This is a genomic window from Alcanivorax sp. HI0007, from assembly GCF_001635525.1.
Taxonomy (GTDB): Bacteria; Pseudomonadota; Gammaproteobacteria; order Pseudomonadales; family Alcanivoracaceae; genus Alcanivorax.
This window is the reverse complement of the sequence record NZ_LWEJ01000093.1, coordinates 38,061-51,968: the sequence shown is the minus strand read 5'-3', so window position 1 is coordinate 51,968 and position 13,908 is coordinate 38,061. Positions and strand designations below refer to the sequence as shown.

Below are 13,908 nucleotides of genomic sequence, written 5' to 3'. Positions count from 1 at the left end.
GGGAGCGGCTGTTCGGGTCCTCCCTGAGAACGGTGAAACACTCGACAAAAAGCCGGTGGCGGGCTACCTTGCCTGCTCCGGCTTTTTTCGTATCTAACCTATGAGACGACTCAGGAAAGGATGCCTGTTGGTTGCAGGGCTGCTGGCATTGTCCGGCTGTGCCACAAACTCCCTGTTTGTGCCCTACCCCAATCAGGCCCAGCAATGGAAGGCCTCGCTGGCCACCGCTCCGGTGGCGCCGGCGGCCACCGAGAAGCTGGAAAAAGCCGCTGCTGGCGGCGATGGCGTCCTTTATCTGCAGGAACTGGGCCGGGTCAGCCAGCTCACCGGCCAGCGCGAGCAAAGCCGTGAGGCCTTTGCTGCTGCCATCCAGAAATACGACGAGGAGGATGCCAGTGCCCGTATCCAGGTCTCGTCCCTGGCGTCTTCCACCACTTCCCTGGTCACCAACGACAATGCCCGCAGCTACGTGGCCCCGGACTACGAGCGCATCTTCACCCATGCCTACCAGGCCCTGAATTACTGGGATGCCAACGACCCCACCGGCACCGCCGTGGAGTTGCGTGGTGCGGCCCTGGAACAACGGGTGGCCGCGGACAAGCGTGACAAGGAAATTGCCAAGGCGGAGGAAGCGGCAGAAGAAAACAACGTGGACCTGAGCCAGTTCGATGGCTATTTCCAGGGTATCAATGCGGTGGCCGGGGAAGTGAAGGCCAGTTTCCAGAATGCCTGGACCTTCTACCTGTCTGCCCTGTTCTGGGAAGCCCACGGCGAATACAACGATGCCCTGGTGGACTACAAGAAGGCCCTGGAGATTCATCCGGAGCTGGACATGCTCAAGGAAGACGTTGAGCGCGTGTCCAATGCCATGAAGGGCCGGCCTGAAAAAGACGGCATGGTAGCGGTACTGTACGAGCAGGGTTTTGTGCAGGCCCGGGAAGAATTCAGCTTGCCCATTCCCACGGTCCACGGCATCTTTTCGGTGGCCTTTCCCACCTATTCCCTGACCAGCAAGCCGCGCCCCAACAGCCTGCGGGTGCTGGACAGCGCCAGCCAACCGCTGGGGGAAACCGTGGTGCTGGCGGATGTGGGGGCCCTGGCCGCCAAGGACCTGAAAGAGCGGTTGCCGGGCATGCTGGTGCGCCAGACCCTGCGGGCCACCGCCAAGTACAACCTGCAGAAAAAGGCCAACGATGATTTCGGCCCGCTGGGGGCCTTTGCCACCCAGCTGTACAATCTGGTCAGCGAGCAGGCGGACCGGCGCAGCTGGCTGACCCTGCCTGCCTATGCCCAGGCAACACGATTTTCACTGCCCCAGGGGGAACATACCCTTGTATTGAGCACCCCCGGGGGCAATGCTACGTTGACGGTACCGGTGGTTAACCGTGGCCTCACCGTGATTCATGTGGCGGCCGTTCCCGGCCAGCTGATTACCCGCGTGTTACCCGTTCAGGAGGGACCCTTATGACACTGTTACGCCCGATGCTGGCGCTGCTGCTGGCGGCCATGCTGGCGGCCTGTTCGGCCACCAATATGGGCCGCATGGAAGTGGATGAAGACGGCGAGACCATCACCAAGGTCTATTCCAGCAACAGCCTGTTATCCAGCCGCATTTCCGTGCAGGACCTGAAGCAAAAGACCGTGGGCGACCTGCTCTACATACAGGCCACCCTGGAAAATGACTGGAAATTTGAACTGGATTTCCAATACAAGTTCAAATGGTTTGATAAGGACGGTTTCGAGCAGGCGCCGGAAGGCCAGCCCTGGCGGCAGGTGGTGATGGCAGGTCGTAGCCAGAACAGCGTCCAGGCCGTTGCCCCCAACCCGTCCGCCGTACGCTTTGAAATCTGGGTGCGCGAATAATCGTCGCGTGCCTTCCTAAAAGGAACAAGGAGAATCTCATAATGCTACGCCTACTTTCCCTGCTGCTGCTGGGCAGCGCCCTGGCCCTGTCCGGTTGTGCCTCCAAGGTGGATTACGGTGATGCCCAGGCCCGCGAAACCGTCAACACGGATTTCGGTTCCACCGACCTGCAGATGATCGCCGCCAAGATGGTGGATGACATGATGGTGTTTCCGCCCATCGTGCAGATGACCCAGAACCGCCGTCCGGTGGTATTCGTGGATCGCATCAAGAATAAGACCACCGAACACGTGGACACCGAGTCCATCACCGACACCATCCAGTCCAAGCTGATCAACTCCGGCAAGTTCCGTTTTGTGGACATGTCGGTGGTGGATCGCGTGCGTCAGCAGCTGGAATACCAGAGCGATTCCGGCATGGTGGACCAATCCACGGCCGCCGCCATGGGCCGCCAGATCGGTGCCGAGCTGATGATGTACGGTAACTTCTCCTCCATCGTCAAACGGGATGGCAGCACCAAGGACGTGTACTACAAGTTCACCCTCAAGCTGCTCAACATCCAGACCGGCATCATCGAGTGGACCAACGAAAAAGAAATCCGCAAGACTCGCAGCAAGAGCCTGTTCGGGTTGTAAGGACGCTGCACGCAACCGGGGTGACCGGCTGCGTGCAAGCTAACCAGACATGGAGGCCGTTATGACCAAGCACCTGTTCGCTCCGTTATGTTTCATCCTGTTGTTGTGTGCGTCGCTGGCCCAGGCTGCCACGGAGACCGTTTCTGTATCGGCCCGCGGCTACGGTGACAACCCGGAACAGGCCATGACCAATGCCCTGGTGGCGGCGGTGCGACAGGCCGGCGGGGTCAGCGTGGCCGTGGACCCGAACTTCCGCACCAATGTGCTGCAGTGGGTGGTTCGCCAGCAGGGTGATGTCAGCACCTGGATCGGTACCGAGACCTCGGTGCCGGAGCCGCAGCTGCCTACCCTGGGCAATATCAAGAGTTACCAGGTGCAGTCGGTGAAGCAGGTGGAAGACGGCCTGTGGCAGGCCAACGTGCAGGCGGAGGTGCTTCGTCCCAAGACTCTGGGTGCGGACCGCTCGCACCTGCCTGGTATTGCCATTACCACCTTCGACAGCCGCCAGCCCCTTTATGACCTGGGTGACGTGCAGGTGCCGGCCAGCCAGGTGCAGCGTCAGCTGCGCGATGATCTGGTTACCGCCTTTACCCAGTCCGGTCGCTTCCGGGTGCTGGACCGGGCCAACCTGGATGCCATTGATCAGGAGCAGTCCGTCGTCGCCAGCGGCAGTGTAGCGCCGGAAGAGCTGGCCCGGCTGGGGCAGCGCAAGGGGGCCGATCTGCTGCTGGTGGGCACCATCGAAGATTTCAGCATCGGCGACAGCCAGCGGGAATTCTATGGTGCCAAGTTTTCCGGTTATGAGCCGCGCATCCGGGTTCGCTATCGGTTGATCGATACCACCACCAGCGAAATCCTCTGGGCAGACCTGTTCGACTGGAACCAGTCTGAAGCTTCCATCCGCGAGGTGGCCCGTCAGCTCAAGATCGACGACCGTAACCACCCGGAGCGGCTGGCGGATGAACTCTATCCCGTCATTGCCCGGGCCATGGCCGGTGCCGCCACGGATGTGCTCTATCCGGTGCAGATCATCAAGGTGCAGGGCGATACCGTATTCCTGAGTCAGGGCCAGGGCCGGCTGGAGCAGGATGCCAGCATGCAGGTCTATCGCCCCGCCGGGGAAATGAAAGACCCGGACACCGGCCTGACCATCAAGCTGGAGGGTAACGCCCTGGCCACCCTGACCGTCACCGATGTGCGCCCGGATTATGGCGTTGCTCGCCTGGACGGCCCGGCCAGTAGCCCCCTGCAGGCCGGCGACCGGGTACGCAGTGCCGCTGGCGCAGACAGCCCGGCGGCCGGCCCCGCCGGGCAGGCGCCCAGCCCGGGCTCGTCGGAAGCGCCGATTCAGTGGTAACAACAAGCCCCCGACAGGGGGCTTTTTTTGGGTTCAGCCGGAGGCCATGTGTCCCGTCCCGACATTTCACGCCCCAACATCCTGCTGGTCTACGACAAGGAATGCCCGGCCTGCCACGCCTATTGCCAGGTGGTGCGCATCCGCGAAAGCGTGGGTGAGCTGCGTATCGTGGATGCCCGGGAAGACACGGAGGTGATGCGCGAGATTACCGGTGCCGGCCTGGATATCGATCAGGGTATGGTGCTGAAAATGGGCGACCAGCTTTATTACGGCGCCGATGCCATCCATGCCCTGGCCCTGATCGGCAGCCGCTCGGGGATCTTCAACCGTTTAAACTACTGGATGTTCCGTTCCCGGCGCGTCTCGAAAGTGCTCTACCCGCTACTGCGTTTCTTGCGCAATCTGTTACTGAAACTGCTGGGCAAGACCCGCATCAACAACCTCAACCAGCCCGGTCGTGATCGGTTCTGATGGGGGGCGTGGGTTTCGAGCACCACCCAGCCGCCGTTGGAGCTATGCTTGCATGGCGAACCGCCGTTGTCCTTGAAAGCGCTGCCCGGGATGGCGGTTCCAGCAATAGCTAGCCAGCATCTACCGCAGCAGCCATTTCCTGCTTACGCTTTTTGCTCGCCACCCGCGCCTTGCGTTTCTTCCACCAGATCACTACGCCGGTGATGGAGAGCATGGCCACGGCAATGCCCATGATCGATACGATGATACGGCCGGGCAGGCCGGCGATGCGGCCGGAATGCAGGGGGAACTGCAGCTGGTTGAACACATCGGCGGCGGTGCCTTCCCAGGGCACTTCGTCACCGATCAGCTGGCCGTTTTCGCCATCGTAGTAGAGGCTTTTCACTTTCATGCCGCCGCTATCGTGGTCTTCGCCCGGGTAATAGAAGCGCACCCCGAACACGGCGAAGTTGTCGCTGTAGAAGGTATCGCCGATGGGTTCTTGCCACTGGCGGTTATCCGCTTCGGTGCGCGCTTTATCGAACAGGGCCGGCCAGCTTACCTGCGGCTCTACCGGGTCATGCAGGGCGGTGGGGGTGCGGGTCTCGAAAGGCCCGGGGGTGGTCTCGGAGACCATGGACATGACCGGGTAGAAGATTTCCCGGTACAGGTTCAGGGAGAAAGAAGTGAACGCCAGAATCAGTAGCAGGCCGAACACCCACAGGCCCACGGCCCGGTGCAGGTCGAAATTCAGCTTGTAGGCGCCAGCGCCGCGGCGAATCATCCAGGCAGGTTTCCAGCGTTGCAGCCAGCTCTTGCCAGCGGGCTTTTGGGTACGGCGCTTACGCGGCAGGGTCAGTGCCATGGCGATAAAGGTATCGAACAGCCAGACCATGGCGGCGGCACCCATCAGCCAGATCCCCCAGCGATCAATGCCCTTCCACTCCGGCAGGTGCAGAGTGAAGTGCAGCTTGTAGAGGAATGACATCAGGTGTTCCGGGTGCAGGGAGATCTTGCCCCACAGGCGTTTGCCGACGATCTCGCCGGTGACCGGGTCCACGAAGGCGTGGTCGTAGTCCAGCTCATAGCGGCGACCCGTTTCCGGATTCACCCTGGCGTCCACCCAGATTTCCGCGTTGTGGCCGGGCTCCGGCTCCAGATGGAAAAAGCTGGCGCGTACCCGTGGGTCGGCCTGCTCCACCCGGTCCACCAGTTCCAGCATGGGCAGCGGTTGCCCTTCACTCTGGCTCTCGAACAGGTGCGGGTTGAGCCATTCATCCAGCTCGTGGTCCCAGGAGATCAGCGCCCCGGTCAGGCCGGCAATAATCAGAAAGCCGGCAATAAAGAGGCCGAACCAGCGATGAAGAACCACCAGAATTGCGCGCATGGGGCACCTGTGACGATCAGACTGAGCGCCGCAGTCTATCAGGAATAAAAGTAATTCTCATTGCGAAAGTGGCTCAGGCGTTCGCCTTGTTGCTGCGCCACAGCGGATAGGGAATCCCGGCAACCCGGTTGATGATAAAAGCCTGGGCGACCAGCAGGGCTACGGCGCTGATCAGCACCGGTAGTTGCTGCAGCTCATGCATCAGGCCCAGGGAGACAATCAGTGCCGTGGCCCCGGCGGGGGGATGGGCGACCCGCAACAGGATCATCAGGGCACTGGTGAAGCCCAGCGAAAGACTGGCCGCCACCACACGAGGCCATTCCACCCCGGTCAGAAACGCGGCGGGGGCATCGTCCAGCCCGCATATCCACAGGGCAGCCCAGCCACAGAGCACGCCGATCACGTGACCGCTGAGCACATTGCGCGGCGAGGCGGCTTCCGCCAGGGGCAGGTGAAACAGCAGAAAGGCGGTGGCCCCCAGGGAGGGAAAGATAAACGACTGCTGGGTAATCAGCGCCACGATGGCAATCAGGGCAATGCTCAACCCACCGTTGACCAGGTTGAACAGTGCCAGCACCAGGCGGGGATTGAACCGCTGGCTCATCACGTCCAGATGCAGTTGTCGCAACAGGCCTCCGACCAGTTGCTGGCGAAGCCTGTCGTTCTGCTCACTCATCGCACGCACTATTCCGGGGCAGACAAAGAGCGCGCATGGTAAGGCTTTGGCCAGGCTTGGGCAATTTTGGTGCAGGCCAGGATGAAAGCGCTTTTTAACAACGGCCCGGGGGTAAATCCGCTAGCATGAGCGGATCAGAAAAAGGAGATCACCGTGGAAGGCTTTTTCTCTCAGGCGCTGGTGCTGCTGGCGGCGACCCTGTTGTTATTGCCCCTGTTCCAGCGACTGGGACTGGGCAGCATTCTGGGCTATCTGGCGGCGGGGATCGCCGTGGGGCCGCTGGGGTTGGCGCTGGTCAGCGGCGGCACCGACGTGCTGCACTTTGCCGAGCTCGGTGTGGTGCTGATGCTGTTTCTGGTGGGGCTGGAACTGGCACCGCAACAACTGTGGGCGCAGCGGCGCCGGCTGGTGGGACTGGGGGCCAGCCAGGTGCTGCTCAGTGCCGCGCTGCTGGCGGGGGCCTTTCTGCTGCTGGGCTTCGAGACCAACGTGAGTCTGGCCATCGGCTTCACCCTGGCGCTGTCCTCCACCGCCTTTGTGGTACAGATGCTGGTGGAAAACAATCAGCTGGGTACACCCCAGGGCCGCTCCGCGTTCTCCATTCTGCTGTTCCAGGATCTGGCGGTCATCCCCATCCTGCTGCTGTTGCCCCTGCTGGCCGGCACCCAGGCCGGTGAGGACAGCCCGCAGTTGCTGGCCGGTCTGGTGGCATTGGTGGCCATGGTGCTGGCGGGCAAGTATGCCCTCAATCCCTGGCTGGGCTGGCTGGCGAAACTGCGCAACCGGGAGTTGATGATCGCCAGTGCCCTGATGCTGGTGCTGGGCGCCGCCGCTCTGATGGAGCACCTGGGACTGTCCATGGGCCTGGGGGCTTTCGTGGCCGGGGTTCTGCTGGCCAACTCGCCCTACCGGGAGCAACTGGAAACGGATATCCAGCCCTTCAAGAGTCTGTTGCTGGGCCTGTTCTTCCTGGCCATCGGCATGACCATGGATCTGCGCTTGCTGGTCGAAAGCCCGGGGGACATTGCCCTCTATCTGCTGGTGCTGTTGGGCCTGAAAGCCCTGGTGCTGGCGGTGATCAGCCGGGTACGCGGGGTGGAATGGCGCAACACCGCCCTGTTCGGCATCCTGCTCTGCCAGGGCGGTGAATTCGCCTTTGTGCTGTTCACCCAGGCCCAGGCCCTGAACCTGCTGGACAGCACCCTGGTGGGCCAGCTCAACCTGGTGGTGGCCCTGTCCATGGCCGCCACCCCGCTGCTGCTGAAACTGGTCACCCTGCTGTGGCCGGAGCGCAGCAAGAGCACCTCGCGCCCGGACCTGGAAGCGGAAGACATGCCCGACCATCACCCGCGGGTGGTGATCGCTGGCCTGGGCCGTTTCGGGCAGATCACCGCGCGGATCCTGGTGGCACGCAAGATCCCGTTCACCGCCCTGGATTCCGATCCGGACGAGATCGACATGCTGCGCCGCTATGGCAACGAGGTGTACTTCGGTGATGTGACCCGCCTGGACCTGTTACGCAATGCGGGACTGGAATACGCCCGGGTGCTGGTGCTGGCGGTGGATGATGTGGATGACTCGCTCAAGGCCGCGGAACTGGTACGTCACCACTTCCCTGATGTGACTATCGTGGCCCGGGCCCGGGACCGCTTCCACGCCTACAAGCTCCATGCCCTGGGGGTCGATCAGGTAATCCGGGAGACGTTCGAGTCCGCCCTGCTCAGTACCCGGGTGACGCTGATGCAACTGGGTGTGCCGGAATCCACCGCCATCGATCTGGTGCGCAGCTTCCGGGAACTGGACGAGACACTGCTGCGCGAGCAGGTGGAACACCAGCACGATGGCGACAAGCTGGTGGAAGCCAACCAGCGCGGCCGGGCAGAGCTGGAATCCCTGCTGTCCAGCGGCGACTGATGCGCGTTGCCGAGCCGTTGTCGCCGGGACAGGCGCCGGGCTCGCCGGGTCGCTCAAGCCAGGAGCGCCCCGCCAGCCCGGACAGGCGGAACTACAGCTTCAGCTTGTTCAGCCCACGGCTGATGGCCTGACCCAGGCCGGCTTTTACTACCGGACCGAGCAGCGGCAGCTTGCCTTCAAACTCGATCACATAGTGCAGCTGACTGCCGCCGTTGCCGTTTTCGGAAAAGCGCATGGTGCCCTTGTGGTTCTTCAGGGGGCTACCCTTGCTGATCTTGTATTCGATCAGTTCGTTGGGGACCACCTTGGTGACGGTTTCTTCGAACGGCGGCGCGATCAGGATGCGCATACGGCGGGTGGAGCCCACGCCGTTGGGGCTGTCGATGCCGGGCTTCACTCGCTTGATCTTGGCCGGGGCGAAAATCACTTCCAGATTTTCGTGGTCACTGAGAAAGTCGAACAGCTTGTCCACGGAAAACGGGAAGGTCTTGGTAATCTCGATACGCTGCATGTAAAGCACTCCGCTGGGGCCCGGCAGCGGGCCGGGCAAGTCTCACACCGGCATGGCCGGTAAACAGGATGTCGATTCTGACCGCTGCCCCGCAACCTGCAAGGTTAAATCGGGCCATAGGGGACGCGGCCCTGACGGGTTTTTCGGTAGGAGCTATGCTTGCATGGCGAACAGGCGCTTCGCCATGCAAGCATAGCTCCTACAAACACTAACCCCAGCCCTCGGCCAGCCACCGGGTCACCTTTGCGGCCGGCACCTCTCGGCAACCGCTGGCAAACTGCCCTGCCCATAACGGTGAGCAATCACCGCTGCCCTGTGCCTCTGCCGCAGCGCGTAACGGACCGATGGCATTGCCAGCCAACGGGAAGGCCGGCACGGCTCCCGGCATAGGGCCCAGGGTATCCATCAGCCGGTTCACCATGCCCCGGGCGGGACGCCCGGAAAACACTGTGGTCAGGGCCGTATGCCGGGCGCGTTCACTCTGCAGCCACTGCCGGTGCACGCCCTTGGTGGTGGCTTCCGGGCACAGCAGATAGGCCGTGCCCACCTGAACGGCGCTGGCGCCCAGCGCGCGGGCGGCCCGGACCCCTGCCGGGGTGGCAATGCCGCCGGCGGCGATCACCGGCAGGGAAATGGCGTCGCAAATCTGTGGCAGCAAGCTGAAGGTGCCCTGCTGCAGGCTGAGGTCGTCACTGAGGAAATGGCCGCGATGGCCGCCGGCCTCCAGCCCCTGGGCAATCACCCCGTCGGCACCGTGCTCTGCCAGCCAGAGGGCTTCTTCTACCGTGGTGGCGCTGGACAGCACCCGGGCCCCTGTGGCTTTTACCCGCGCCAGCAAGGCCGGGGCCGGCAAGCCGTAATGGAAGCTCACCACCGCCGGGCGAAACTGTTCCAGCACCGCCGCGCTGTCTTCGTCGAAGGGTTGCCGGGAGGGGCCGCTGGCAATGGCCGAGGTATCCGCTGCGAATTCCTCATAGAAAGGCCGCAGGGCGTCCACCCAGCGCTGCTCCCCTGCCGGGTCCGGCGCCGGAGCCGTGTGGCAGAAAAAATTCACATTCCAGGGTTGGTTGGTGGCGGCAGACAGTTGCGTCAGTTGTTCTTCCAGCCCCTGGGCACTGAGCATCCCCGCCGGCACGGATCCAAGACCACCGGCCTCGCACACTGCCGCAGCCAGGCGCCAGTCCTGCACGCCGGCCATGGGGGCCTGGATCAGGGGAAAAGCGGTATGAAACAGGGCAGACATGGCGGCTCCGGTCGCAGTCACGGGAAGCAGCCACGCTAACCGGAAACCGGCTGCCAGGCCAGCGTGGCGGCTAGTCGTTCAATTCCCGGCGTTCCCTTTCATAGTCGTCATAGGGCTTGCTGGCCCGCTCCATGCAGGCATCGTATTCCGACAACGGCACCTTGTCGCACTGGAGGCGGTTGTTGTGCTGGAGGTTGTCGTAGACCGCCTTCTCACTACAGGCGGCCAGCAGTGCGGCGAAGCTCAACAGCAGAAGTCCTTTCATGGGGTCAGGTTCCTTTGTGACTTAATCCGTGCCGGTTTTCTTCAGCGGTGCCTGCCCGCTGACGGCGGCGCTGCCTATGCCGCGGGGATCGCTGGCGGCGGTGACCTCATTGCTGCCCTTGCGCCACAGGATCGCCTGCATGTTGCCGTAATCGCGCCCGGTGGAGACCACATGGTGGCCGCGCAGCATCAGTTCCTTGGCGGCCTCGCTGCCGACAAACGCCGGCTCCGCCTGCACTTCATCGGGCAGGTACTGGTGATGGAAACGGACCCGGTTGACCCAGGCATCCACGGGCTGGTCGTTGGCCGCTTCCAGCACGCCCAGCATGACCATGGTGATGATACGGCTGCCACCGGGGGTGCCGAGGATGGCCACGCGGTCGTCGAATTCCACGAAGGTGGGGGTCATGGATGACAGGGGCCGTTTGCCGGGAGCGATGGCATTGGCCTCGCTGCCCACCAGGCCATAGGCGTTGGGGCTGCCCGGCTTGGCGGAGAAGTCGTCCATTTCGTTGTTGAGCAGGACGCCGGTGCCCGGTGGCACGAAGCCGCTGCCAAAGGGCAGATTGATGCTCAGGGTGGCGGCGACCCGGTTGCCGGCCTTGTCCAGCACCGACAGGTGGGTGGTATGGAAGCCCTCCTCCACGGTCAGCGGCTCGCCCAGGGTATGGCTGGGGGTGGCTTCGTCCGGGTTGATGCTGCGGGCCCGTTGCCGGGCGTATTCGCTGCTCAACAGCTTATCCACAGGGATATCCACAAAGTCCGGGTCGCCCAGATAGCGGGCCCGATCCTGGTAGGCCCGGCGCATGGCTTCCACGATCAGGTGGGTGTCCGGCTCGCCGTCGAACTGGCTGAGAATATTGAGGGCCTGGCCCATCACGATGCCGCCGGCGGAGGGCGGCGGTGCAGAAACGATACGGGCATTTTTAAAGGTGCTCACGGTAGGTGAGCGCTCAATCACGTCGTAGTTGGCCAGGTCTTCCAGGTTCCAGATCCCCCCGGCCTGCTCCACCCCTTCCACCAGTTTGCGGGCGACCTCACCCTGGTAGAAACCGTCTTTGCCCTTCTCGGCCAGCAGGGTGAGTACCCGGGCCAGATCCGGTTGTTTGATCACATGGCCAGCGGGGGGCACTTTGCCGTTGTGCAGGAAGAGGGCGGCGGCTTCGGGAAAGCGGTTGAGCACCTCTTCCCGGTAACCGGCCAGTTTGCGGTAGTGGTCTTCCACCTCGAAGCCCTCCCTGGCCAGCCGGATGGCCGGTGCCAGTGAGGTCTTCAGGGGCAGCTTGCCGTAGTTGTCCGCCAGATGCACAAAGGCGGCGGCCTGGCCGGGGATGCCGGCGGCGCTGGGGCCGTTCAGGGCCCAGTCACGGACCACCTTGCCGTCGCGATCCTGGTACATGGTGGGGATGGCCGCATCCGGGGCGGTTTCCCGGGCGTCTACGAAGGTCTGCAGACCGTCACTTTCCCGGTGCAGCAGCCAGAAGCCGCCACCGCCCATGCCGGCCGAGTAGGGTTCCACCACCGCCAGGGCTGCCGCCACGGCGATGGCGGCATCGTAGGCATTGCCGCCCTTCGCGAGGATCTCCATGCCGGCGTCGGTGGCCAGTGGGTGAGCACTCGCTACCGCGTTCTTGCCCGGCCCGGCAGCCTGGGCGGTGACGGTGATCAGCAGCAGCAAGGGAAGCGGAATGCGCATGGTTCCTCCGTGGATGGGGACTGTCTTCGCTGTAGGAGCGTCGCTGGCGGCGCGATAACCTCCGTATGGATATCGCGCCGCCAGCGGCGCTCCTACAGAATGTTGCCGGCGGAATGGTTGCCGCGCCAGGGTGATCAAGGCTAGCGGTTATGTCAGGCCAGAACCCGCGACTGGTTCCGGTTCGCGGGGTCGCTATCGTTTCTTTCTTTCCTGACGTTTCTGCTCCAGGGCTTTCGCCACCAGCGGCGGTACGAAATTGCTCACATCCCCGTCCAGCAGGGCGATTTCGCGGATCAGCGAACTGGAGATAAAGGACAGGTGCTCCGCCGGGGTCAGAAACACGGTTTCCAGCTCCGGGGCCAGTTGCCGGTTCATGTTGGCCAGCTGGAATTCGTATTCGAAGTCACTGACCGCGCGCAGGCCGCGCAGCAGGATGTTGCCATCCTCTTCCTTGCAGAAGTGGGCCAGCAACTTGGAAAAACCGGTGACCCGGACATTGGGCAGATGGGCCAGTACCTGAGTGGTCAGCTCCACACGTTCTTCCAGGGTGAACAGGGGCCCTTTCTTTTCACTGGCGGCAATGCCGACGACCACTTCATCAAACATCTTGGCGGCCCGTTCGACCAGGTCCAGATGGCCGTTGGTGATCGGATCGAAGGTGCCTGGGTAGATTACGCGGTTGGTCATGCTTGGCTCGCTTTATCGCTGAATACCGTGCCCGGCCGTGCCGGGCACCCACAATGCCCGCAAGCATACCCCAAGCGCCCGCAAAGATGCAGGGTCAGGCCGGTGACGGATCCGCCTGATCATGCCCTTGTTGCTGGTACCAGTGGGCACTTCGGGCAATCACCGCCGCCATGGCGGGGCGAGTTAGCCCCTGCTGCGCCAGAAAGGCATCGGTGGCGGTGGTGTCGAAACGGGTGGTCTGGATGAAGTGCAGGGCCTCCGGCCAGGTGTTCATCAGCCGTGGCATCCCCGGCAGGTGAAGCAGAGCCGCCAGAACCGGAATCGGCACATGCCGCTGCGGAGGGCGCCGCCCCAGGGTGTCGGCGGCGATAGCCAGCAGCCCCTGCAAGTTGGGCGTGGTGGGGTCCAGGGCCAGTAGCCGTTGCGGCACGGTCTGAGCCCGGGTCGCCTCCGCAATCAGCGCCGCCAGATGGTCCACCGCCACCAGAGGCAGCCAGTGATCCGGGCTGCCGGGGACCATGGCCATCCGCCCCCGCGCCAGGTTATCGATCAGCGAATACAGCGGCTGGGCACTATCCAGGGCGCCGGTATGGCTGTGACCGGCGACCGTCGCGGGCTGCACTTCCACCAGTTCCAGGTCACTGGTGGCGGCCAGGGCCCGCACCCGGATTGCTGCTTCCAGTTTGCTGGCTTCATAGCCGCCCGCCCGGCGATAGACCTGCTGCCAATCCACCTGGTCCGGATCGTCGCCGGTGATACCCAGCCGCTGAAGATGCTCATGGTTTTCCAGCATGAAGCCACTGATAAACACCAGACGGCTGCCATGGCGGCGGGCCAGCTCCGCCACCGCCAGGCTGCCGGCCACATTGGTGCGCTGGGCGGTCTCCCGATCCAGTTGCCAGGCAAAGCGGGCGCCCAGATGAATGATGGCCTGTGGGGCAGGTAGATCCTCCGGCAAGCCCAGGCCGGGTAAATCCAGATCCCCCTGCACCGCCTGCAGACGCTCGCCCTGCCCGCCCAGGGCATGGACTTGCTGGCGCAGGGCGGGAAGCTGACTGTCCGGCTGGCGCAATACCGCCAGGATGTCGTGATGATGGCTTAACTGAGCGCAGACATGGCGGCCGATAAAGCCGCTGGCGCCGGTGATGAGAATGGTCATGGCAGGTCTCCGTGATGAGGTATGCCACCACCCTAAAGGATAGAGTATGCTCTAAGGTCAACAGCG

General features: G+C 63.2%; 14 protein-coding genes. 6 read left to right on the top strand and 8 right to left on the bottom strand.

Going from position 1 to position 13,908, the window contains the following annotated elements; genetic code table 11:
* Positions 1 to 127 precede the first annotated feature (127 nt).
* The 5 genes from A3714_RS05615 to A3714_RS05595 all read left to right on the top strand — a co-directional run bounded on the left by A3714_RS05615 (position 128) and on the right by A3714_RS05595 (position 4,326).
* Positions 128 to 1,468: a COG3014 family protein gene (locus A3714_RS05615; protein ID WP_231866062.1), complete on the top strand. Its 1,341-nt coding sequence runs from the start codon at positions 128 to 130 to the stop codon at positions 1,466 to 1,468.
* On the top strand, positions 1,465 to 1,863 hold the full coding sequence (locus A3714_RS05610; RefSeq protein WP_062815113.1) for a YcfL family protein: 399 nt from the start codon (positions 1,465 to 1,467) through the stop codon (positions 1,861 to 1,863). Before A3714_RS05615 ends, A3714_RS05610 begins: the two co-directional genes overlap by 4 nt.
* A 41-nt stretch (positions 1,864 to 1,904) precedes the next feature.
* Positions 1,905 to 2,498, top strand: a complete 594-nt coding sequence (gene lpoB, locus A3714_RS05605; RefSeq protein WP_062815114.1) for a penicillin-binding protein activator LpoB — start codon at positions 1,905 to 1,907, stop codon at positions 2,496 to 2,498.
* 61 nt (positions 2,499 to 2,559) lie between these two features.
* Positions 2,560 to 3,855, top strand: coding sequence for a CsgG/HfaB family protein (locus A3714_RS05600; protein WP_063509928.1), 1,296 nt, complete (start codon positions 2,560 to 2,562; stop codon positions 3,853 to 3,855).
* A gap of 48 nt (positions 3,856 to 3,903) precedes the next feature.
* Complete coding sequence (locus A3714_RS05595) at positions 3,904 to 4,326, top strand: DCC1-like thiol-disulfide oxidoreductase family protein (protein ID WP_231866063.1); 423 nt, start codon at positions 3,904 to 3,906, stop codon at positions 4,324 to 4,326.
* Positions 4,327 to 4,435: 109 nt separating this feature from the next.
* Here A3714_RS05595 and A3714_RS05590 read toward each other — a convergent pair whose 3' ends face one another.
* Together A3714_RS05590 and A3714_RS05585 are read right to left on the bottom strand one after the other, a co-directional pair.
* Positions 4,436 to 5,692, bottom strand: coding sequence for a PepSY domain-containing protein (locus A3714_RS05590; protein WP_063509929.1), 1,257 nt, complete (start codon positions 5,690 to 5,692; stop codon positions 4,436 to 4,438).
* Between the two features lie 73 nt (positions 5,693 to 5,765).
* Entirely contained in the window at positions 5,766 to 6,368 is a 603-nt protein-coding gene (locus tag A3714_RS05585) for an HPP family protein (RefSeq protein ID WP_062815118.1), read from the bottom strand.
* Between the two features lie 153 nt (positions 6,369 to 6,521).
* On the opposite strand from A3714_RS05585, the gene A3714_RS05580 reads away from it, so the two are divergent.
* Positions 6,522 to 8,282: a monovalent cation:proton antiporter-2 (CPA2) family protein gene (locus tag A3714_RS05580; protein ID WP_063509930.1), complete on the top strand. Its 1,761-nt coding sequence runs from the start codon at positions 6,522 to 6,524 to the stop codon at positions 8,280 to 8,282.
* 91 nt (positions 8,283 to 8,373) lie between these two features.
* Here the strand turns inward: A3714_RS05580 and A3714_RS05575 are convergent, their stop codons facing one another.
* From A3714_RS05575 to A3714_RS05550, 6 genes are all read right to left on the bottom strand, one after another.
* Positions 8,374 to 8,793 (bottom strand): SRPBCC family protein, encoded by a 420-nt coding sequence (locus A3714_RS05575; protein WP_052042504.1) that lies wholly within the window; start codon positions 8,791 to 8,793, stop codon positions 8,374 to 8,376.
* Positions 8,794 to 9,001: 208 nt separating this feature from the next.
* A complete protein-coding gene (locus A3714_RS05570; protein ID WP_063508711.1) occupies positions 9,002 to 10,036 on the bottom strand; it encodes a nitronate monooxygenase family protein in 1,035 nt (344 codons plus the stop codon).
* A 70-nt stretch (positions 10,037 to 10,106) separates the two neighbouring features.
* Positions 10,107 to 10,301, bottom strand: a complete 195-nt coding sequence (locus A3714_RS05565) for a hypothetical protein (RefSeq protein WP_062815121.1) — start codon at positions 10,299 to 10,301, stop codon at positions 10,107 to 10,109.
* Between the two features lie 21 nt (positions 10,302 to 10,322).
* Positions 10,323 to 11,996 (bottom strand): gamma-glutamyltransferase, encoded by a 1,674-nt coding sequence (gene ggt, locus A3714_RS05560; protein WP_063508710.1) that lies wholly within the window; start codon positions 11,994 to 11,996, stop codon positions 10,323 to 10,325.
* 192 nt (positions 11,997 to 12,188) lie between these two features.
* On the bottom strand, positions 12,189 to 12,683 hold the full coding sequence (coaD, locus tag A3714_RS05555; RefSeq protein WP_062815123.1) for a pantetheine-phosphate adenylyltransferase: 495 nt from the start codon (positions 12,681 to 12,683) through the stop codon (positions 12,189 to 12,191).
* A gap of 94 nt (positions 12,684 to 12,777) precedes the next feature.
* Complete coding sequence (locus A3714_RS05550; RefSeq protein ID WP_063508709.1) at positions 12,778 to 13,842, bottom strand: SDR family oxidoreductase; 1,065 nt, start codon at positions 13,840 to 13,842, stop codon at positions 12,778 to 12,780.
* Between the last annotated feature and the right edge of the window lie 66 nt (positions 13,843 to 13,908).

Coding starts and splice junctions, on each gene's coding strand:
- A3714_RS05600 (WP_063509928.1), top strand. CDS start 2,560: ATGACCAAGCACCTGTTCGCTCCGTTATGTTTCATCCTGTTGTTGTGT.
- A3714_RS05570 (WP_063508711.1), bottom strand. CDS start 10,036: ATGTCTGCCCTGTTTCATACCGCTTTTCCCCTGATCCAGGCCCCCATG.
- A3714_RS05585 (WP_062815118.1), bottom strand. CDS start 6,368: ATGAGTGAGCAGAACGACAGGCTTCGCCAGCAACTGGTCGGAGGCCTG.
- A3714_RS05590 (WP_063509929.1), bottom strand. CDS start 5,692: ATGCGCGCAATTCTGGTGGTTCTTCATCGCTGGTTCGGCCTCTTTATT.
- A3714_RS05550 (WP_063508709.1), bottom strand. CDS start 13,842: ATGACCATTCTCATCACCGGCGCCAGCGGCTTTATCGGCCGCCATGTC.
- A3714_RS05575 (WP_052042504.1), bottom strand. CDS start 8,793: ATGCAGCGTATCGAGATTACCAAGACCTTCCCGTTTTCCGTGGACAAG.
- A3714_RS05565 (WP_062815121.1), bottom strand. CDS start 10,301: ATGAAAGGACTTCTGCTGTTGAGCTTCGCCGCACTGCTGGCCGCCTGT.
- lpoB (WP_062815114.1), top strand. CDS start 1,905: ATGCTACGCCTACTTTCCCTGCTGCTGCTGGGCAGCGCCCTGGCCCTG.
- coaD (WP_062815123.1), bottom strand. CDS start 12,683: ATGACCAACCGCGTAATCTACCCAGGCACCTTCGATCCGATCACCAAC.
- A3714_RS05610 (WP_062815113.1), top strand. CDS start 1,465: ATGACACTGTTACGCCCGATGCTGGCGCTGCTGCTGGCGGCCATGCTG.
- ggt (WP_063508710.1), bottom strand. CDS start 11,996: ATGCGCATTCCGCTTCCCTTGCTGCTGCTGATCACCGTCACCGCCCAG.